Here is a 20,305-nt window from a genome sequence, read left to right on the forward strand (position 1 = left end):
CGAATCTTGCAAAGTGCCCGATCAGCACGCGACCTGATTCATTGGGTTTACACAGGTTTGCCAGGCCTGGGTGTAATCCCGTAGCCGACCCTGAGGGTGAAATATTTCTTTCCAGATACGCGCCATTGCCAGCAGATCGTCGGGTTGGGGCAGTTCGGGGCGATGTTGTTCCACCAGCAACCAGGCAATGGCGGTGGCGTAGCGCAGGTTGACCGTCAGCTCCAACTGCGGCCCGCTGAGGAAGGCATGCTGGCTGGCGAGGCCGCGCACCAGGCTGGCACGTTCCGGGTCGAGGGCCAGGTAGCTGTCCCATAAGGCTCTGTGGCGCGATTCGGTAATGCGATACAGGCCGTGGCCGCGCCGGTCATGCAGGGCCGAGCCCAGTTCCGATTGGCTGGCGGCAACCCCCAACAGCAGGGATTCTGCGGTTTGGCTGTGGCGACCCAGGTAAATCAGCGTGGGTCTAATCACATAACGACACAATTCGCTGGCGGCAATGCCCATAGAACCCTCGGAACCCTTGAAAATGGTCGGCGATGCCTGAGAAGGGGGGCTTGGCAGCGGTGGATCGGATCTCAGGCTCGCCGGAGGCGGATCATGCCGCCTGAGTTGAAGTGTAGTGTCAGATTCACGACGTAAAGGTCTGTTTTTAAAATATTTCCGGTGGGGGGTTATAAGCGTTATATCTGTTTGACCTAAAGCCAACCGACAAAAAACCGAATTCCAGGCAATAAAAAACCCTGCTTTGCGGGCAGGGTTTTCGATGTTCAGCGTCGGGTCAATCAGGCAACCAGGGCCTGACGGGTACGCTCGATCACGGCCTGCAGCGGCTCTGCGCTGGAGTATTGATCGGGGTACAGGCGTTCGCTGTGACGAGCGATGCCGTGTTCGTTGACCAGGGTGAAGCTGAAGCAGCCTTTGCGAGCGGCCATGATCAGGCAGTTCATTGGAGCAAAAGCATTGGTGAGGGTGCGAATGGCATCCTGAGTATGGATTTGAGTGGACATATTATTGGTGTTCCTACAAATGACACGGATAAGAACCGTGCAACGTTAAAACGTTCCAGTGACGCTGATCACCATTGATCATGCGAAGAACCCGACTGGAACAAAGCAGCCAGTTTGAAGCGCTGAATAATTTGGCGCGCTTGGGCTGGCAGGTAGGTACTTAGGAGGGCAGGCAACACAACAGGGGCAAAGGTTCTGGGCCCAGGGTGAAGATCCTGATCAATTTGCAGGTTGGTTCGGTCAGAGTATGGAAACTTCGCGACACCCTTTGCATTGTTCAAAGGCAGTGTCGTCTCAAGTGATACCTGGAAACCATCGAGGTGGTCGATCCCATCAAGATTGACAAAACTTCTCTTTAGGGAAGCTACGTCGCGGGGATTTGTTCGACCAGAATTGACTTTCAGCTTGGTACTAACGCTGCGGATAGTAATGGCTTGAAACCGGTAAAGCAAGTGTGTTAGCAAAAATACCTTACTTGGGCCCCTGGTACAGCCCACGCTTGTGTGTCACCCCTGTAACGTTTTGGGCCACAAAGCGGCGGCGATATAACCACCAGGCAGGTAGTTGTGCACATTGGTTGCGCAGTGTGTCACCCGGAAGGCGCATGGTCGGATTAGCCCACGAATGCCTGCATCGAAAATTTAAGTCAATGAAAAATCTGGCTTTTTTTTATTGGTGAAAAAATCGTCAGTTTAAGCGCGGCCCCCGTTCCATGGGCCTTTGCGCGAGTTAAAGCACGGTTGTCCACTGAGTTATCCACAGCTTCTGTGGATTGTCCCAAGCGCTTGCTCTAGAACGGGCGTGCCGGGTTTTTTCAGCTTTACCCGTACGAAAAAAGGAGTAGAGTGGCGCGCCTTCCGTTCTGCCCTACAGTGTTTTATGAAGTTTCGCTCAGTATCACCCGCTGTTACCGACAACCCTCCGAGTGTTACCCCGCCCAAGCGTTTCTCTTTGAAAGTCGCGCTGTGGCTGCTGGATAACCCGCGCATTGGCGATAACCCCAATATCAAGCACTTCGCCGGGCGTTTGCTCAAGCAGCCCGCCCGTGAAGGGGTGGTCGTGGCGCAGAGTCGCCTGGGCCTGTTGATGTGCCGTGAGTGCGGCAATGCCCGGGACCGCCGCATCGGCCACGACCTGCTGCGCCAGGCCGCCCGTGCCGGCGACCCTGGCGCTCAGCGTGAACTGGGTCAGATCAAAGACTGAGCTGTCCACGAAGCGCCTGCTTGGTTAACCTTCCTCTTTTACCGTAATGGCAGGAATGGCTATGGCTTTTGACTGGACCAGTGTGGCACTGGGCCTCGCCGCTGCGGCGTTGCCTCTGATGGTCCTGTGCTGGCAGATCCAGCGTCGCCTGAACGCTCGCAGCGCCGGTTGGGAGCTGTTGGAGGAGCGCCTGGCTACCGCGCAGATGGCCCAGGAAGGGCTGGCCGCACAACTGGACGCCAGCCGTGATGAGATCAGCGACCTGAGCCAGGCCAATGCGGCCAAACAGGCCGACCTGGCGGCGGTACGCCGGGAAGTCGAGCTGCTGCAGATCGACCGCGACAACGCCCGCGATGCGGCCCACGCCTGGAACCTCGAGCGCTCCGCCAAGGAAGGCGAGCTGCGCCGCCTGGACGCCTTGTCGGCCTCCCTGCGTGCCGAACTGCGCGAGCAGCAGGACAGCCATCAACAACGCCTTAACGACCTGCAAGGCTCGCGGGATGAGCTGCGCGCGCAGTTCGCCGAGTTGGCCGGGAAGATCTTCGACGAGCGCGAGCAGCGATTTGCCGAAACCAGCCAGCAACGCCTCGGGCAATTGCTTGACCCGCTGAAGGAGCGCATCCAGTCGTTCGAAAAACGCGTGGAAGAAAGCTATCAGAACGAGGCGCGGGAGCGATTTTCCCTGGGCAAGGAGCTGGAGCGCCTACAGCAATTGAACCTGCGTCTGTCGGACGAAGCCACCAACCTCACCCGCGCCCTCAAGGGGCAGAAGACCCAAGGCAACTGGGGTGAGTTGATTCTGGAGCGGGTGCTGGAACATGCCGGCCTGGAGAAGGGCCGCGAGTACCAGACCCAGGTCAGCCTCAAGGGCCCCGATGGCGAGCGTTTCCAGCCCGACGTGCTGATCATGTTGCCGGGCGACAAGCAGGTAGTGGTGGACTCCAAGGTCAGCCTCACTGCGTATCAGCAGTACGTGGCGGCCGATGACGAGGTGATCGGCCAAGCCGCCCTCAAGCAGCACGTGCTGTCGCTGCGCAATCATGTCAAAGGCTTGGCCGGCAAGGACTACAAGCGTCTTGAAGGCTTGCACAGCCTGGATTTCGTGTTGTTGTTCGTGCCCATCGAGGCCGCGTTTTCGGCTGCGTTGCAGGCCGAGCCGAACCTGTTCCAGGAGGCCTTCGACCGCCATATCGTAATCGTCAGCCCGACCACCTTGCTGGCGACCCTGCGGGTGATCGACAGCCTGTGGAAGCAGGAGCGGCAAAGCCAGAACGCCCGGGAAATTGCCGAACGCGCCGGCTGGCTGTACGACAAGTTCGTATTGTTTATCCAGGACCTGGATGAAGTGGGTAATCGCCTACAACAGCTGGATAAGGCTTACAGTGCAGCGCGCAACAAGCTCACAGATGGTCGCGGCAATCTGGTCAGCCGGGTGGAACAATTGAAGCTGCTCGGCGCGCGCGCCAGTAAAGGTCTGCCTGCGGATCTGTTGGAAAAAGCGATGACCGACGAAGATGGCGTCGCCCAGCTACCTGACTAGACGCAGAACCGAAATGCGGGAGTGGGCTTTTGTGGGAGCCGGAGGACGCGCACGCTTCAATGATCAGGTCGGCTCTAAGGCCGCCTCGCTTTGCTTGTGATTTTGATCTCAGGCGCCCCGTTAAACCACGCTGGCCGTCATCCGATATTGATTTGGGGGGTAACCCGGCAGGACGCCGGGTTAGCCGCGCTGGGCCATGGATGGCCCATCGCGGCGGCCCCCCAAATCAATGTCGGATGACGGGCACACCGAGCCTAGGCGAGGTGCCGAGTGGTGGGGCAGGAGCCCTTTTGGTTACTTTTGGGGCTCTTTTCCAAAAGTGACCCGCCGTAAGGGCGGAACCAATAGCCGCCGTGACCGTAGCAATGGATCTGTACACAACCCCAAGAACCACGAAAGAGTCGTGTAGATACCGTTGACCATCGCAGGCAAACCAACTCCCACACGTTACAACGGCAAATGCCGATTCAGCAGCGCCCGCAACGCCGCCGGTTTCACCGGTTTGGCCAGGTAATCCAACCCCGCCGCATGCACCTCGGCCACCATTTCCGGCCGGCCATCGGCGCTGATCACCACCCCCGGAATCGGTTCCGCCAGTTGTGCGCGCAGCCAACCCATCAATTCGGTACCCGTCTCGCCGTGGTCCAGGTGGTAATCCACCAGGGCCAATTGCGGGCGCATGCCTTCTGCCAGCAACACGGCGCATTGCGCCTGGTCGCGTGCGGTCCAGACCTGGCAGCCCCAGCGGCTCAACAGGCTGCGCATGCCAATCAGGATGCTGTCCTCGTTGTCCACGCACAGCACCTGGGCGCCGCTCAACGGCAGGCCCTTTTCCGGTGTGGCTTGTACCTGCACGCTGGTCTGCGCCTTGGCCAGCGGCACGCTGACGCTGAACACGCTGCCTTTGCCTGGCCATGAGCGCACGCGCAAGCGGTGGCCGAGCACTCGGCACAGGCCGTCAGCAATGGCCAGGCCAAGGCCCAGGCCCTTCTCGGCACGGGTCTGGTGGCTGTCCAGGCGCTTGAACTCTTCGAAGATGACTTTCTGTTTATCCAGCGGGATGCCCGGGCCACGGTCCCACACTTCCAGGCGCAGTTCGCCACGCCGCCGTCGTACACCCAGCAGCACCGGGCCGTGGGCATAGCGGAAGGCGTTGGTCAGGAAGTTCTGCAGGATCCGCCGCAGCAGTTTGATATCACTGTCGACGCGCAAGCGACTGCCGCGCAGGCGGAAACGCAAGCCTTGCTCCTGGGCCAGCACCTTGAACTCCGCGCCCAGGGCGTCGAACAGTTCACTCAAGGCAAATGGCTGACGCTGAGGGTTGATCTTGCCGTTTTCCAGGCGGGAGATATCCAGCAAGTCGCTGATCAGGTCTTCGGCCGAGCGCAACGAACTGTCCAGGTGCTGCACCAGTTGCCGGGCTTCGCCGGACAAACCTTCGCTCTGGTGGGAGAGGGCGGCCGAGAACAGTCGCGCAGCGTTCAGCGGTTGCATCAGGTCATGACTGACCGCGGCGAGGAAGCGGGTTTTCGACTGGTTGGCCGACTCGGCCACACCTTTGGCATCGGTCAGGGCCACGTTCAGTTGCGACAGTTCATGGGTACGCTCGGTGACCCGCTGCTCCAGACCCTCGTTGGCCTCGGTCAGGGCCTGCTCGGCCTCGCGGAAGGCAGTAATGTCAGTAAAACTCATGACGAACCCGCCACCCGGCATCGGGTTGCCGATCAGCTCGATCACCCGGCCATTGGGAAACAGTCGTTCCGAAGTATGGGCCCGGCCCTGGCGCATCCAGTGCAGGCGCCGTGCCACGTGGACTTCGGCCTCGCCCGGGCCGCACAGCCCGCGCTCGGCGTTGTAGCGAATAATGTCGGCAATCGGCCGGCCGACGCTGATCAGGCCCTCGGGATAGTTGAACAGCTCCAGGTAACGACGGTTCCAGGCCACCAGCTTGAGGGACTGATCCACCACGCTGATGCCCTGGGTGATGTTCTCGATCGCGCCCTGCAACAGCGCCCGGTTGAACTGCAGCACTTCGGAGGCTTCGTCAGCGATACGGACTACGTCCTCCAGCTGCATTTCGCGGCCTTCAATCGCTGCTTTCACCACCGCCCGCGTCGATGATGCACCCAGTACGCCAGCCAGCAGCCGTTCAGTGTGGGCGATCCAGTCGTTGTCGGCATTCTGGTTGGGGTTAAAGCCCTTGCCTTGGCGGTAGGCGAAGCGGATGAAGCTCTGTTGCGCCCGTTCTTCGCCGACAAAACGCGCGGCCAGGCTCAACAGGTCATTGATCTGCACCGAGAGCATGGAGCGGGCGCTGGCGCGCTGGCTGGTTTCCTGGCCGATGAACCGCCCGGCCTGCCAATGCTCCGAGACCCGTGTGCGCGACAGCACCGAGACCCAGGCGAACAGGGTGAAGTTACCCGCCAAAGACAGCACCACGCCCTGGGTCAGTGGGGTGATCGGCAGCCCCAGTGGGTTGCCATGCAACCAGGCCAGGCCCGGGAAGATATTCAGCGACCAGCCCAGGCTATGGGCGGCAATTGGCAACACCAGGGTGTAGAACCACAGGAAAGTGCCCGCCGCCAGGCCGGCAAACACGCCGCGCCGGTTGGCTTGCTTCCAGTACAGCGCGCCGAGCATCGCCGGTGCCAGCTGGGTCACGGCGGCAAACGCAATCTGGCCGATGGTCGCCAGGCTGGCGGTGGAGCCGAGCAGGCGGTAGCTGACATAGGCCAGCAGCAGAATGATCACGATACTGACCCGGCGTACCGAGAGCATCCAGTGACGGAAGACTTCGAACGGGCGCTCGGCGTTGGTCCGGCGCAGCAGCCACGGCAGCAACATATCGTTGGAGACCATAGTCGACAGCGCCACACTCGCCACAATGACCATGCCGGTCGCCGCCGAAGCACCGCCGATAAACGCCAGCAGTGCCAGGGCCGGATGGGCTTCGGCCAGAGGCAGGCTGATCACGTAGGAGTCCGGCAGTACCGAGCTGGGCAGCAGCATCTTGCCGCCCAGGGCAATCGGCACTACAAACAGTGCGGCCAGCACCAGATACGCCGGGAACACCCACTTGGCCAGGCGCAGGTCCTGGGGCTCGATGTTCTCCACTACAGTGACGTGGAACTGGCGGGGTAGACAGATGATCGCCATCATCGCCACGCCGGTCTGCACCACCATCGAGGGCCAGTTGACGGTCTCTTTCCAGTATTCCTCCAGCCTCGGCGCAAGCATTGCCTGGCTGAACAGATCGTTGAAACCGTCGTACAGGCCGTAGGTCACAAACGCACCCACGGCGAGAAACGCGAACAGCTTGACCAGAGACTCGAAGGCAATCGCCAGCACCATGCCACGGTGGTGCTCCGTCGCGTCGAGGTTGCGCGTGCCGAACACGATGGTGAACAGCGCCAGCACCAGGGACACGATCAGGGCGGTGTCTTGGGCCCGCGTGCCGGTGGCATCGGCGCCGGCGCCAATCAGCAGGTTGACCCCCAGCACGATGCCTTTGAGTTGCAGGGCAATATAAGGCAGCACGCCCACCAGGCAGATCAGCGCCACGACCACGGCCAGGGACTGGGATTTGCCATAGCGCGCGGCGATAAAGTCGGCGATGGAGGTGATGTTTTCCTGCTTGCTGATCAGAATCATCTTTTGCAGGACCCAGGGCGCCAGCACCAGCAGCAGGACGGGGCCCAGGTAGATCGGTAAAAATGCCCACAACTGTTCGGCGGCCTGACCTACAGCGCCGAAGAAGGTCCAACTGGTGCAGTACACCGCCAGCGACAGGCTATACACCCACGCACGCACCCGTGGCGGCAGGGGCGCACGGCGGCGGTCACCGTAGAAGGCGATGGCAAACATAATGGCCATATAGGCCAGGGCAACGGCGGCGATCAGCCCGCTGGACAGCGTCATGAATACTCCGGACATAAGAACGCCCAGGCATTCCAGGCCCGGGACGACAGTCTCGCATGATGGCCGGGGTTAGTCAGTGCCGACGAAGGTCGGGTAGGGGGCAGTTCCTACGATCGTGGCGGCAGGGTCTTCTGGCGCAGAATGTAGATTGTCACCAACACCGCACTGGTCAACATAAAACCCCGTGCCCAGGGCAATGGCACCAGGTAGCAAGAGATGCCGATGCTCAGCCACATCAGGCCGATTGCATAGACTTTGCCCTTGAGTGGGATGCCGTTGCCATCGAGGTAATCCCGAATCCAAGGGCCCAGGCGCGGATGGTTGACCAGCCAGTCGTAGAAGCGCGGTGAACTACGGGCAAAGCAGCCGGCGGCCAATAGCAGGAAGGGGGTGGTCGGCAAGACCGGCAGGAAGATTCCGATCACCCCGAGCACTACGCTCAACCAGCCAATGGCCAGCAGCACGTAGCGCACAATCGGGGAGCGGTTGCCCATGGGCGCCACGGGCGGGGGACTCAGTGATGGCGAGGCTTGAGGATCGCCGGTTTTTCGTCGGGGGCGTTGCACAGCAGGTACAGGGCGGTCAGTGCTTCCGGGATCTGTACGATCATGTCGTCCATCAGATTGGCATCGCTGGCGATGTCGGCGAACTCAGGCTGGTCGTCGAACAGGCCGGAACCGACCATGATCGGCAGCAGCATTTCGCTGACTTCTTCCTCGGCGGTTTCGAACCAGGCGGCTTCACGCAGGAACACACCTTCCATGAAACCAATGCACCAGCCGCGCAGGTCGGAGTCGTCCGGCTCTTCGCCGAGGTCGAGCTCGCAGGGCAGCTCGAACTCTTCATCGGAGGCCAGTTGGCGGGAGATGTGGGCCTTGAGCTGGATCAGGGTTTCTTCGATCTCGCTGCGCTGGGCCTCATCCTTATAGTGCGGCTCTTCGGCGAACAGGGCGTCGATCCATTCACGATCAGGAACCGGTTCGGAGCAGATCGACAGCGCAGTCAGGTAGCCATGGGCGGCCACGTAGTCCAGCGCCTCGTCATGCAGCTCATCGGCATCGAGGAAGGCTTGCAGGCGGTTTAGTTGCTCAGCGAAGGACATTGAAAGACTACCTTGGGAATATACGATGCTGAATTCTAGGCTTTCTTGAGCGTGCAGGCCAGCCGCACGGCATATTTGCAAGGTTTTCAGATGGGCCGCTATTCGTCAGCGGCGCCCTTTGCCGGGGAGTGCTCGGGTATACTGCCGCGTTTTGTGATGCCCCTGCAGGCTGGATGCGGTTGCGGGAAAAGTTCGCTTACGGATTATTTTCCGGCCAGGCGTGCTTTTTCAGCCAGCCTGTACAGAGGGATTTCGGTGGAATTTGGAGTTTTTCATGCTTGAACAGGCTCAACGCGTCCTCAAGGACATCTTCGGCTACGACAGCTTTCGTGGCCGCCAGGGTGCGATCATTGAGCGCGTGGCCAGCGGCGGTGATGCCCTGGTCCTGATGCCTACCGGCGGCGGTAAGTCGTTGTGCTTCCAAGTGCCGGCATTGTTGCGCGAAGGGCTGGCGGTGGTGGTCTCGCCGTTGATCGCGCTGATGGACGATCAAGTGGCCACCCTGGAAGAACTGGGCGTCGCCGCCGCCGCGTTGAACTCTACCCTGAGCGCCGAGCAGCAGCGCGACCTGGCGGCGCGGATCCGCCGCGGCGAAGTGAAAATGCTCTACCTGGCGCCCGAGCGTCTGGTCCAGCCGCGGATGCTGGCGTTCCTGCAGAGCCTGGAAATCTCCCTGTTCGCAATCGACGAGGCCCACTGTGTATCCCAGTGGGGCCACGATTTCCGCCGTGAATACCTGCAATTGGGGCAACTGGCCGAACTGTTCCCCAACGTGCCGCGCATCGCCCTGACCGCCACGGCCGACAAGCGCACCCGCGAAGAGATCGTCGAGCGCCTGCACCTGCAGAACGCCGAACGTTTTCTCTCCAGCTTCGACCGTCCGAATATCTTTTACCGCATCGTGCCCAAGGAACAGCCGCGCAAGCAGTTGCTGGCGTTCCTTTCGGAGCGGCGCAGCGATGCCGGGATTGTCTACTGCCTGTCGCGCAAGAAGGTCGATGAAGTGGCGGCGTTCCTGTGCGAGCAGGGCTACCCTGCGCTGCCTTACCACGCTGGCCTGCCCAACGAACTGCGGGCCTACCACCAGAAGCGCTTCCTCAACGAGGAAGGCCTGATCATGGTCGCGACCATTGCGTTTGGCATGGGCATCGACAAGTCCAACGTGCGCTTCGTGGCCCATATGGACTTGCCCAAATCCCTGGAAGCGTACTACCAGGAAACCGGGCGGGCCGGGCGTGATGGCCTGCCGGCGGACGCCTGGATGGTCTATGGCCTGCAGGATGTGGTGATGCTCAAGCAGATGCTGCAGAACTCCGAGGGCGATGAGCGCCACAAGCGCCTGGAGCAGCACAAGCTCGACGCCATGCTGTCGCTGTGCGAAGAAACCCGCTGCCGTCGCCAGACCTTGCTCGCCTATTTCGACGAAGACATGCCCCAGCCCTGCGGGCATTGCGACAACTGTGTAGATGGTGTGCAGACCTGGGATGCCACTGAGCCAGCACGTCAGGGCCTGTCGGCGATCTTCCGTACCGGCCAGCGTTATGGCGTCGGCCATCTGGTGGATGTGCTGCTGGGCAAGGACAACGAAAAAATTCGCAGCTTTGGTCACCAGCACCTGTCGGTGTATGGCGTGGGCAAGGCGCGGGCTGAAGGCGAATGGCGCTCGCTGTTCCGCCAGATGGTGGCCCGTGGCCTGGTGGATATCGACCTGGAAGGCTACGGCGGCCTGCGCTTGAACGACAGTTGCCGGCCACTGCTCAAAGGCGAGGTCAGCCTGGAGCTGCGCCGCGACCTCAAGCCGCAGACCACTGCCAAATCCAGCAGCACCAGCCAGGCCAGCCAACTGGTGCGTGGCGAAGAGCGCGAGCAGTGGGAAGCCCTGCGTGCCTTGCGCCGCAAGCTGGCGCAAGAGCACAGCGTGCCGCCCTACGTCATCTTCCCCGACTCCACCTTGCTGGAAATGTTGCGTGAGCAGCCCACCACCATGGCCGAAATGGCTCGGGTCAGTGGCGTCGGTGCGCGCAAGCTGGAGCGTTATGGCCAGGCCTTCCTGGAAGTCCTGGGTGGCCAGGCCGAGGCGCCGAAGGAAGTCGCCGATATCCGTCACGAACTGATCAGCCTGGCCCGCGCCGGCATGACCCCGATCCAGATCGCCGGGCAGTTGCAGTGCTCGGAAAAGAACGTCTACACCTTGCTGGCCGAGTCCATTGGCAAGCAACAGCTGTCATTGGAACAGGCCCTTGATCTGCCGGAAGACTTGCTGGGTGAAATCCAGGATGCGTTTCTCGATGGTGAAGGCGAGTTGCCACCCGTTTCCGATATAGCTCCGCTGTTCACCGGGCGAGTGCCTGAGGGTGTTTTGTACTGTGTACGGGCCGCTTTGCAGTCGGAATTCGAGATTTGATGCGTCAATTACGACAATGTAACGAATCAGTACATTGCAAGCCTTGCCTACTGTCATAGGTCATGCTTAGCTGACTAATAATTAGCCACACTTTATTTTCAGTCTAACCCATGAGTTTTTTATGCCGTTAACCGATCAACACCGTTTTGGCATGCAGTTGGCGCAAATGTCCCGTGGCTGGCGCGCCGAGTTGGATCGCCGTCTGGCAGGGCTTGGGCTGTCCCAGGCCCGCTGGCTGGTGCTGCTGCATCTGGCCCGCTTTGAAGAAGCGCCGACCCAGCGTGAGCTGGCCCAGAGCGTCGGGGTGGAAGGGCCCACATTGGCGCGTCTGCTCGACAGCCTGGAAAGCCAGGGCTTGGTGCAACGCCAGGCTGTGGTAGAAGACCGGCGCGCCAAGCGCATTGTGTTGTGTGATCCGGCAAGGCCGCTGATTGATCAGATCGAGACTATTGCCACGGCTTTGCGCCAGGAGCTTTTTGTGGGGGTCGATGAGGAGGATATGCGGGTGTGCATGCGGGTGCATGGGCATATCCTGGCGAACCTGGAAAAGACCTGATCCGATTACGCCGCTGATCAAAATGTGGGGGCGGGCTTGCTCGCGAAAGAGGTGTGTCAGCCAATGTATCCGGTGACTGAACCACTGTTTTCGCGAGCAAGCCCGCTCCCACACAAGCCTGCTCCATCTCGGCTAAGTGTTTTTCTTAGAACGTCTGCCCAAGATTCAGATACACCGCCTTCTGATTGTCATCATTGAACCCATAACTGAAATTCAACGGCCCCAGCGGTGTGTCAAACCCGAGGAAGATGCTCGCGGCATTGATATAGCCACTGTCGAATTCATTGTCGTTGTTCCACGCCCGCCCCCGCTCCAGGGAGGCGCCCAGGTACAGTGGGAAGTCCAGCGGCAGGTACGAGCGTGGGGTCAGGCGGCGGTAGTAGACGGCGCGCATCAGGCTGATGTTCTGCCCGGAAATCGCATCCTGGCGGAACCCTGACAGCTGCCGCGCACCGCCCAGCAGGAAGCTGGAAATCACCACGTCTGAATTGTCCAGAGTGCGCCCGTAGCGACCGCCCAATACCAGGGTGTCCGGGCCGTGGCTCATGGCCTTGTCCAGCTTGAACTCCCATTGCCGGTAGCGCTGGTCGGAGCCCAGGCCGGGTTCGAATTCGCGGTAGGCCAGGCCAATGTCTTCGCCGGTATGGGGGAAGTACACGTTATCCAGGGAGTCGAACGAGTACTTCAGTTCGTAGAAGCCCTCGCTGAAGCTCACGCTTGGCAAATCGCGGTCGCCAATGCGCACATCGGCCTTGCCCCAGGCCTCGCCGACACCGAAGCGGATTTCGCCGCTGTTGCCGATCTGCCGCCCGACGTTCAAGCCAAAACCATAGCGCTCCAGGCGGTACTCGGAGATCGGGTCGTTATCCAGGATCAGTTCGACGTTCTGCGCCTGGGCGCTGATATAGGGGGCGACGAAATAGCGGGAGCCGGTATCCATCGGCTGGTAGAACTCGCTGTACAGCTCCTGGCGATCACCGATCTGCACCCGGGTCAGCCATTCGGCGCCGAGGCGGTTGATGCCGTTGATGCGGTAGCTGGCGCCGAGGTTGAAGGCGCTGTCGCCGCGCATGTCATCGGACAGGTTGAGCCCCAGGCGCAGGTAATCGGTGCCGCTGCGTTTGCCACGCGCGCTGATGACCAGGGTGTTGTCCGGGCCTTTTTTCACCACGCGGTATTGCACCTGTTCGAAGTAATCCAGGCCGTACAGGGTGCCCATATCCGATTGCAGGCGCGCCAGGTTCAGGGGCTCGCCAATGGGTTGGCGGATGTAGTAGCGGATCACGTCGTCGCCGACTTTCGAGTCGTTCTCCACCTTGATTGCGGTAATCGTCGGGTTGCGCTGGCCCGGCGTGCGGGCGGCGGTCAGTTCGGCGTCCACGGACCCGGTTGGGCGCAGGCGTGCCAGGCGGGTATCCAGCGCGCGGGTGGCGCGGTAGCCGGCGTCGATCATGTCTTTGGCGCGGCCAAAATCGGTCACGCCATACGCGGCCAATGGTGGCTGGATCAGCACATCGCCTGCGTGCAGGGCCTTGAGTTGTTCTTCGGAATTTCGGCGGGTCATCAGGGTGATGGACTGGTTGAGCACATCCACCACCGTCGTCAATTGCTTGCGGCTGCGCAAGGGCGTGCCGATATCCACCACAATGGCGATATCGACCCCCATCTCACGCGCCACATCCAGGGGGATGTTGTCGGTCATGCCGCCATCCACCAGCAGCCGGCCATCCAGCTCCACCGGGGCGAACACTGCGGGGATCGACATGCTGGCGCGAATCACCTGGGGCAGATGGCCCTTGCGAAACACCACTTTTTCGCCGCTGGTGATGTCAGTGGCCACGGCGCGGAATGGAATCGGCAGCTTGTCGAAGTCGCGGGTGTTGCTGCTGTGGGCGAACATGCTCTCCAGCAGCAGCGCCAGGTTCTGGCCCTGGATCACGCCCAGGGGCAGGCCCAGGCTGCCGTCATCGCGAAAACTCAGTTTCTGCTTGATCAGGAAGTCCCGGTCATCCTGTTTGCGCCGGAACGGCACGTCTTCCCTGGGCGGGGCATCGGACAGCGCCAACTGCCAGTCGATGCTCAGGGCGAGCTTTTCCAGTTCATCGATCTTGTAGCCTGATGCGTACAGCCCGCCAATCACCGCGCCCATGCTGGTGCCGGCAATCGCGTCGATGTGGATGCCTTGCTCTTCCAGGGCCTTGAGCACGCCGATGTGGGCCAGGCCGCGGGCAGCGCCGCCGGAGAGCACCAGGCCGATTTTCGGGCGCGGGGCTTCCACGGCGTGGACAAAGACAGGGAGTAGGCACAGCAACAGGCAGGACAACAGGCGGCGCATCATCAATCTCGGGGCTGGACGATAAAGGCCGGTATTATAGCCATCCGATTCACCTGTCCCGTCATGCAGGAGTCTGTCATTTCATGTCCACTGCCAAGCCTGAGATTGTCATCACCTATTGCACCCAATGCCAGTGGCTGCTGCGCGCTGCGTGGCTGGCCCAGGAACTGTTGAGCACCTTTGCCGATGACCTCGGCAAAGTGGCGCTGGAGCCGGCGACCGGCGGGGCGTTTCGCATTACGTGCGACGGTGTACAGATCTGGGAGCGCAAGGCCGATGGCGGGTTCCCGGAGGCCAAGGTGCTCAAGCAGCGGGTGCGCGACCAGATTGATCCGCAGCGTGACCTGGGGCACAACGACCGCGCCTCGTAAACGGCACTGCCGGCGCTTGGCCGGCAGTGTCGGGTGCTTTACTTGGCGGCCATTTTATTCTTGATCCAGCCGACGACAAACGTCAGCACCAAGCCGCCCACACCACCGCCAACGATATTGCTGCCCACCGCCGCAACATCCAGGGCTCCGCCCGCCGGCATGCCGCTGATGGCCGAGACGATTTGCCCCAGCACCAGGCCGCCGACGCCGCCGACCAGGGTGTTGAGCCCGGAACCCAGGCCTTGCTTGCTCAGGCCGGCGATATTGCCGCCGACCGCGCCGCTGATGATCTGAATGATCAGGGTGATAAACATGTCCATGGTGAAACTCCTGCAGAGCGTTAGGGGAGTGACCACTCGCATGCAGCAACTTCAAGGACCACGGCTGTCGTCGAGGAGTCTGTATCCGTTGAACGACAGCTGACTGTTGCGGATACAAAAAGTATAGATCAGGCCGCGGCCGCCGGTTGTCTGGCCTTGACAGGGCGGCTCATCAAGCCTGAGACGACTATGGCGGCAATAATCAGCACACCGCCCAGCAGCATGCGCAGGGTCGGGGTTTCGCTGAACAGCAGCCAGGCCACGGTGATGCCATACACCGGCTCCATGGCGAATACCACAGCAGCGGTGCGCGCCTTGAGCACCTTGAGGCTGGCGACAAACAAACTGTGGGCCAGGCCGGTACAGAACACCCCCAGCAGGCCGATCCACAACCAGTCCAGGGCGCGTACTTCTGCGAGGCCTGGGGCCGCGACAGGTAGCAGGCACAGGGCGACTACCACGTTCTGGCACAAGGCCGCCTGCACGGGCGGGATGCTGGCGCTGGCCCGGTTGTTCAATGACAGCAGCGAGAACAGCAGGCCCGAGACCACGGCCCAGACCAGGCCGCTGGTGGCCTGGCTGGCGAGGTCGAAGTCCGGGGTGACCAGCACCAGGCCGACGCTGACCAGCACCACCAGCACCATTTCATTGGCGCGGATCCGCTCGCGAAAGATCAGCCCTTCGAGGATCACCGTAAACGCCGGGAACGTGGTGAAACCCAGCGTCGCAATCGCCACGCCGGCCACTTTCACCGCAATAAAGAAACTCACCCAGTGCCCGGCCAGCAGCAAGCCGCTGAGCAGCAGGCGCCGCAGGTCGGCGCTGTACAGCTTGTGCCAGGGTGTGTTGCTGGCGAAGCGGGCGAATAATGCCAGGGCTAGCACGGCGAAGGCGGCGCGGCCAAACACGATAATGCTCGGCGAGGCGGCGGCGAGTTTGCCGAAGACGCCGGTAAGGCCAAACATTAATGCACCGATGTGCAGGGCGCCGAGGGCAGTGCGCGGGGTCATGACAATCCTTAAAACAGTGTGCGGGCAGGCATCCAGTCTAGAGCGCCTGGCGCCTGGGTGTCTGTCGTGGGAATCGCCGTTTTTATCGCAGGACTAGCGCCGCTTGTCGAGTCGGCGCAAGGCTCCGGGCGAGCTGCCGAACTCGCGCAACACGGCGGCGGCAAACGCACTTTGCGAGGCATAGCCAACCCGCGCGGCGATCTCACCAATCGGCAGGTGGCTGTCGCGCAGCAAGCCGCGGGCCATGTGCAGGCGACGGTTGCGGATGTAGTCCATGGGGGTCAGCCCGCATTCGGCGACAAAGCGTGCGTGCAGGCGGGCGACGGACATATCCGCCAGCCGTGCCAGATCCGCGACCTGCAGCGGGTAGGCCGCATGCTGGTCGATATGGGCATTGAAGGCGCCATAGGGCAGGCGTCGTGCGCCGGTGTGCGCAGGTGGCTGGCTATTGAGCGTGGCCAGTAGCAGCACCGCACCTTGTTGGGCGATCAAGGGGTCATCCAGTGCGCCGCTCGCCAGCCAGTTGACCAACTGGCCCTGGCGGCTATCCAGGCTCACCCGCGCCGGCCGATCCAGCAGGCGGCGACTGGCATCCGCGTGCTCGCCCAAGGATTGCACCATCCACTGTTCGTCGGGCACATCCAGTACCAGGCAGTGGCTGCCCTGGGGGCTGCCGCAGGCGTGATGGGTGGAGAAGGGCAGGACCATCACCCCTTGCGGGCAAACTTCGCCGCCGATGCCTTCCACCTCGAAATCCAGGCGGCCGGCCAGGCCGAACACCAGTTGCGCATGGTCATGGCTATGGGCAATCAGGTCGTGGGTGTAATGGCGCAGCGTGAGGGTCGGTCTCATCGCAATCTCCCGGGCAGGCCGGCAGTTTACACCGCCCGACGGGCGGCGGGCGCTGTCATCTGCCTGACGCAAGACTGTCATGGGCTATTAATTGCCCGGGCGCAAGCTGGCGAAAACACCCCTGAGGTATGCCCATGACCAGCGCCGAGCTCGCCAAACCCAGCCGCAAGCAACGGGTTCGTACCCTGTGGATCTCCGACGTGCACCTGGGCACCCGGGACTGCCAGGCCGAACATCTGTCGCAGTTCCTCAAGGGCTACCACGCCGACAAGGTGTACCTGGTGGGCGATATCATCGACGGCTGGAAACTGCGCAGCGGCATGTACTGGCCCCAGGCCCACACCAACGTGATCCGCCGCCTGCTGACCATGAGCAAGCGTGGCACCGAGGTGATCTACGTCACCGGCAACCACGACGAGTTCCTGCGCCGCTATTCAAAGCTGATCCTGGGCAATATCCAACTGGTGGACGAAGCGGTGCATGTGACTGCCGATGGCCGGCATCTGCTGGTGATCCACGGCGACCAGTTCGATGTAATCACCCGTTACCACCGTTGGCTGGCGTTTCTTGGCGATTCGGCCTACGAGTTCACCCTGACCCTCAACCGCTGGCTGAACCACTGGCGGGCGCGTTATGGCTATGGCTACTGGTCACTGTCGGCGTACCTCAAGCATAAGGTGAAGACAGCGGTGAGCTTTATCAGCGATTTCGAGGAAGCCATCGCCCATGAAGTGACCAAGCGCGAGCTGCACGGCGTGGTGTGCGGGCATATCCACCATGCGGAGATTCGCAAGGTGGGCGAGGTGGACTACCTCAATTGCGGGGATTGGGTGGAGTCGTGCACGGCATTGATCGAGCACTGGGATGGGCATATCGAGTTGTATCGGTTGGCGGATGCCCAGGCCAAGGAGGCGCAGGTCAAGGCCGAGATGGTTGCTGGCTGAAGATCGCCTCGGTCAAAAAATGTGGGAGCGGGCTTGCTCCCACATTTGGATAGCGTTTTGTCTTAGGGTTTACATACGTGCGCAATGGCATCGGCAAGCAACCCCAGGCGCGTCTCATCAATCCCGGCCACGTTGGCCCGCCCGGAACTGACCATGTACACGCTGTGTTTTTCTCGCAGCTGTTTCACCTGTTCGGCGCTCAGGCCGGTATAGGAAAACATCCCGCGCTGCACGCCGACATGGGCAAAACGCTCAGACAGCCCATGGGGCGCCAGCGCTTCGACCAGGCCCGAACGCAATTGCGCGATACGCGAGCGCATGCCTTCGACTTCGCTGCTCCACAGCTGTTTGAGCTCCCTATCACCGAGGATGGTCGCGACCACGGCAGCGCCATGATCCGGCGGTGTCGACCACAGGTTGCGCGCGATAAACGCCAGTTGGCTGCGTACATCCAGCAGCTTCTCGGCATCGTTGGCACACACAATCAGCGCGCCGACGCGGTCGCTGTACAAACCGAAATTCTTCGAGCAGGAGCTGGTGATCAGAACCTCAGGCAGTTCATCGGCAAACAAGCGCACCGCCCACGCGTCCTGTTCCAGGCCATCGCCAAAACCCTGATAGGCGAAGTCGATCAGCGGCAGTAGTTGGCGCTCGCGCACGATCTGCAGGACCTGGCGCCAGTCGTCCTGGGACAGGTCGAAACCGGTGGGGTTGTGGCAGCAGGCGTGCAGCAGCACCACGTCGCCCTCGGGCACCGTGGCCAGGGTGGCGAGCATGGCTGGTACGTCGAGGCGGTTGTCACTGCCCACATAGGGGTAGTGGCTGACCTTGAGTCCGGCCTTGGCGAAGATGGTTTCGTGGATCGGCCACGTCGGGTTGCTCAGCCACACGCCACGGCCTGGCAGGCAGTGGGCGATAAAGTCGGCGCTCAGGCGCAGGGCACCGGTGCCACCTGGGGTTTGCGTGGCGCCGGCGCGGTGTGCCTTGAGCAGCGCGGAACCGGCGCCCAGCACCAATTCATTGATCAGGCGGCCGAAAGCCGGGTCGCCATGCCCGCCGATGTAAGTCTTGGTGGTTTGCTGGTCGACCAGGCGCTGCTCGGCGCGTTTGACCGCCTGCAGGATCGGGGTCAAGCCCTGGGCATCTTTATAGACGCCCACGCCCAAGTCGAACTTTTGCGGGTTGGTGTCCTTGGCATAGGACTCCATCAGCCCCAGGATCGGATCACCGGGTACCCGGCCAATCGCGGCGAAATGCATTACTTGCGGCCCTCGGCGTCCTTGGCCACTTCGTCAGTGCGTGCGGCCATGATGAAGTCGTTGCGGTGCAGGCCCTTGATGGAGTGGCTCCACCAGGTCACGGTGACTTTGCCCCATTCGGTCAGCAGGCCAGGGTGATGACCTTCAGCCTCGGAGATTTCGCCCATGGCGTTGGTAAAGGCCAGGGCGAATTTGAAGTTCTTGAACAGGAATACTTTTTCCAGTTGCATCACGCCGTCGCGCACTTCGATGTTCCAGTCGGGGATCTGCTTGATCAGCGCCGGCAGTTCTGCGTCGCTGACTTGTGGGGCATCGGCGCGGCAGGCTTCGCAATGGGCTTGGTTCAAGGTGGTCATAACGGTGTTCCTGAAATCGAGTATGTGGAATTCGGTTGCCAGTCGCGTCACCCTAAAGCAACGCGCGGCCAGGGAACAGACTCACCTGGCCTTTAAAGCATCAGTTCAAGCCGCCTTGGGCTTGGGGGGGAACTTTGGCGCATGCAACCCCAGCTGCATGCCGCGTTCGACCATGCCCATGATGTCTTCCTGCGCCACTTCGAACAGGCGCTTGAGGTTGGGCAGGGCGAAATACAGCGGCTGCAGGATGTCGATGCGATACGGCGTGCGCATGGCTTCCAGCGGGTCGAAGGCCTGATGCTCGGGCTCATCCGACAGGCAGTACACCGTCTCTTTCGGTGACGACAAAATACCGCCACCGTAGATGCGCCGGCCTTGGGGGGTGTCCACCAGGCCAAACTCGATGGTCATCCAGTACAGGCGCGCCAGGTACACGCGCTGCTCCTTGGTGGCCGCCAGGCCGAGCTTGCCGTAGGTGTGGGTGAATTCGGCGAACCAGGGGTTGGTCAGCAGTGGGCAGTGGCCGAAAATCTCGTGGAAAATATCCGGCTCTTGCAGGTAATCCAGCTCTTCGCGGGTACGAATAAAGGTCGCCACCGGAAACTGCTTGTTGGCGAGCAATTCAAAGAAGGTCTGGAAGGGGATCAGCGCCGGCACCCGCGCCACCTGCCAGCCAGTAGTTTCGGCCAGCACTTTGTTGATTTCGGCGAGTTGCGGAATACGGTCATGGGGCAGGCCGAGCTTGTCGATGCCGTCCAGGTATTCCTGGCAGGCGCGACCCTCGATCACTTTCAGTTGACGGGTGATCAGGGTGTTCCACACCGCGTGTTCTTCGGGCGGGTAGTGGATAAAACCTTGCGCATCGGGCTCGCGGGCCACGTAGTGCGTCTGTTTCATACGGCTCTCCTGCTAGGCATTCGTTCTTGTTATGTCCTGCTATGGGCTTATTGATACTCCGCCTGGCCGTGGATTCCACCCGTTGTTAAGGGAAGCCTGTAGGAAAAGTCGGCGTCTTTCGTAAAATATTCGTTACGATTTTGCCGTCGAGCACGCTGCATTGCGTTTTGCTGGTTTGAAAAGGGCGCTGGCTGTCACATAATCTTGACGACTATCTGCGTCCGGTGACAA

At 61.3% G+C, this 20,305-nt stretch carries 18 protein-coding genes; 6 read left to right on the plus strand and 12 right to left on the minus strand.

What is annotated here, in order from left to right; translation table 11 throughout:
• Positions 1-21: 21 nt before the first annotated feature.
• On the minus strand, positions 22-504 hold the full coding sequence (locus tag PSFL_RS25345; RefSeq protein ID WP_057958860.1) for a hypothetical protein: 483 nt from the start codon (positions 502-504) through the stop codon (positions 22-24).
• A 278-nt stretch (positions 505-782) separates the two neighbouring features.
• Positions 783-1,007 carry a hypothetical protein gene (locus PSFL_RS25350; RefSeq protein WP_007898912.1) on the minus strand — a complete coding sequence of 75 codons (225 nt, stop codon included), beginning with the start codon at positions 1,005-1,007 and terminating at the stop codon, positions 783-785.
• 879 nt (positions 1,008-1,886) lie between these two features.
• Here PSFL_RS25350 and PSFL_RS25355 point away from each other — a divergent pair.
• Both PSFL_RS25355 and rmuC read left to right on the plus strand, forming a co-directional pair.
• Positions 1,887-2,210, plus strand: a complete 324-nt coding sequence (locus tag PSFL_RS25355) for a sel1 repeat family protein (protein WP_057438775.1) — start codon at positions 1,887-1,889, stop codon at positions 2,208-2,210.
• Between the two features lie 175 nt (positions 2,211-2,385).
• Entirely contained in the window at positions 2,386-3,750 is a 1,365-nt protein-coding gene (gene rmuC / locus PSFL_RS25360) for a DNA recombination protein RmuC (protein WP_169960423.1), read from the plus strand.
• Positions 3,751-4,197: 447 nt separating this feature from the next.
• On the opposite strand, the gene PSFL_RS25365 is transcribed toward rmuC, so the two are convergent.
• From PSFL_RS25365 to PSFL_RS25375, 3 genes are all read right to left on the minus strand, one after another.
• A complete protein-coding gene (locus tag PSFL_RS25365; protein WP_115127648.1) occupies positions 4,198-7,668 on the minus strand; it encodes a PAS domain-containing hybrid sensor histidine kinase/response regulator in 3,471 nt (1,156 codons plus the stop codon).
• A gap of 107 nt (positions 7,669-7,775) precedes the next feature.
• Complete coding sequence (locus PSFL_RS25370; RefSeq protein ID WP_057438777.1) at positions 7,776-8,162, minus strand: YbaN family protein; 387 nt, start codon at positions 8,160-8,162, stop codon at positions 7,776-7,778.
• A 20-nt stretch (positions 8,163-8,182) separates the two neighbouring features.
• Positions 8,183-8,770 carry a YecA family protein gene (locus PSFL_RS25375; protein WP_057438778.1) on the minus strand — a complete coding sequence of 196 codons (588 nt, stop codon included), beginning with the start codon at positions 8,768-8,770 and terminating at the stop codon, positions 8,183-8,185.
• Positions 8,771-9,044: 274 nt separating this feature from the next.
• On the opposite strand from PSFL_RS25375, the gene recQ reads away from it, so the two are divergent.
• Positions 9,045-11,174, plus strand: a complete 2,130-nt coding sequence (gene recQ, locus PSFL_RS25380) for a DNA helicase RecQ (RefSeq protein WP_057438779.1) — start codon at positions 9,045-9,047, stop codon at positions 11,172-11,174.
• Between the two features lie 121 nt (positions 11,175-11,295).
• A complete protein-coding gene (locus tag PSFL_RS25385; protein ID WP_198792348.1) occupies positions 11,296-11,730 on the plus strand; it encodes a MarR family transcriptional regulator in 435 nt (144 codons plus the stop codon).
• A gap of 145 nt (positions 11,731-11,875) precedes the next feature.
• Here the strand turns inward: PSFL_RS25385 and PSFL_RS25390 are convergent, their stop codons facing one another.
• Complete coding sequence (locus PSFL_RS25390; protein ID WP_115127649.1) at positions 11,876-14,065, minus strand: patatin-like phospholipase family protein; 2,190 nt, start codon at positions 14,063-14,065, stop codon at positions 11,876-11,878.
• Positions 14,066-14,148: 83 nt separating this feature from the next.
• Between PSFL_RS25390 and PSFL_RS25395 the strand changes: the two genes are divergently transcribed.
• Positions 14,149-14,436 (plus strand): SelT/SelW/SelH family protein, encoded by a 288-nt coding sequence (locus tag PSFL_RS25395; protein ID WP_057438781.1) that lies wholly within the window; start codon positions 14,149-14,151, stop codon positions 14,434-14,436.
• Positions 14,437-14,474: 38 nt separating this feature from the next.
• On the opposite strand, the gene PSFL_RS25400 is transcribed toward PSFL_RS25395, so the two are convergent.
• The 3 genes from PSFL_RS25400 to PSFL_RS25410 form a co-directional block, all read right to left on the minus strand.
• On the minus strand, positions 14,475-14,756 hold the full coding sequence (locus PSFL_RS25400) for a hypothetical protein (protein WP_057958864.1): 282 nt from the start codon (positions 14,754-14,756) through the stop codon (positions 14,475-14,477).
• 128 nt (positions 14,757-14,884) lie between these two features.
• Positions 14,885-15,766, minus strand: coding sequence for a DMT family transporter (locus PSFL_RS25405; RefSeq protein WP_057438783.1), 882 nt, complete (start codon positions 15,764-15,766; stop codon positions 14,885-14,887).
• Between the two features lie 93 nt (positions 15,767-15,859).
• Complete coding sequence (locus PSFL_RS25410) at positions 15,860-16,618, minus strand: AraC family transcriptional regulator (RefSeq protein WP_397470621.1); 759 nt, start codon at positions 16,616-16,618, stop codon at positions 15,860-15,862.
• Between the two features lie 134 nt (positions 16,619-16,752).
• Between PSFL_RS25410 and PSFL_RS25415 the strand changes: the two genes are divergently transcribed.
• On the plus strand, positions 16,753-17,562 hold the full coding sequence (locus tag PSFL_RS25415; protein WP_057438785.1) for a UDP-2,3-diacylglucosamine diphosphatase: 810 nt from the start codon (positions 16,753-16,755) through the stop codon (positions 17,560-17,562).
• A 62-nt stretch (positions 17,563-17,624) separates the two neighbouring features.
• Here PSFL_RS25415 and PSFL_RS25420 read toward each other — a convergent pair whose 3' ends face one another.
• The 3 genes from PSFL_RS25420 to phhA form a co-directional block, all read right to left on the minus strand.
• A complete protein-coding gene (locus PSFL_RS25420; RefSeq protein ID WP_397470622.1) occupies positions 17,625-18,821 on the minus strand; it encodes an amino acid aminotransferase in 1,197 nt (398 codons plus the stop codon).
• On the minus strand, positions 18,821-19,177 hold the full coding sequence (locus tag PSFL_RS25425) for a 4a-hydroxytetrahydrobiopterin dehydratase (RefSeq protein WP_115127653.1): 357 nt from the start codon (positions 19,175-19,177) through the stop codon (positions 18,821-18,823). Before PSFL_RS25425 ends, PSFL_RS25420 begins: the two co-directional genes overlap by 1 nt.
• 105 nt (positions 19,178-19,282) lie before the next feature.
• Complete coding sequence (gene phhA / locus PSFL_RS25430) at positions 19,283-20,074, minus strand: phenylalanine 4-monooxygenase (RefSeq protein ID WP_057444562.1); 792 nt, start codon at positions 20,072-20,074, stop codon at positions 19,283-19,285.
• Between the last annotated feature and the right edge of the window lie 231 nt (positions 20,075-20,305).

Origin of the sequence: Pseudomonas sp. DD1 (assembly GCF_044510355.1) — a bacterium.
GTDB classification, from domain to species: domain Bacteria; phylum Pseudomonadota; class Gammaproteobacteria; order Pseudomonadales; family Pseudomonadaceae; genus Aquipseudomonas; species Aquipseudomonas shahriarae.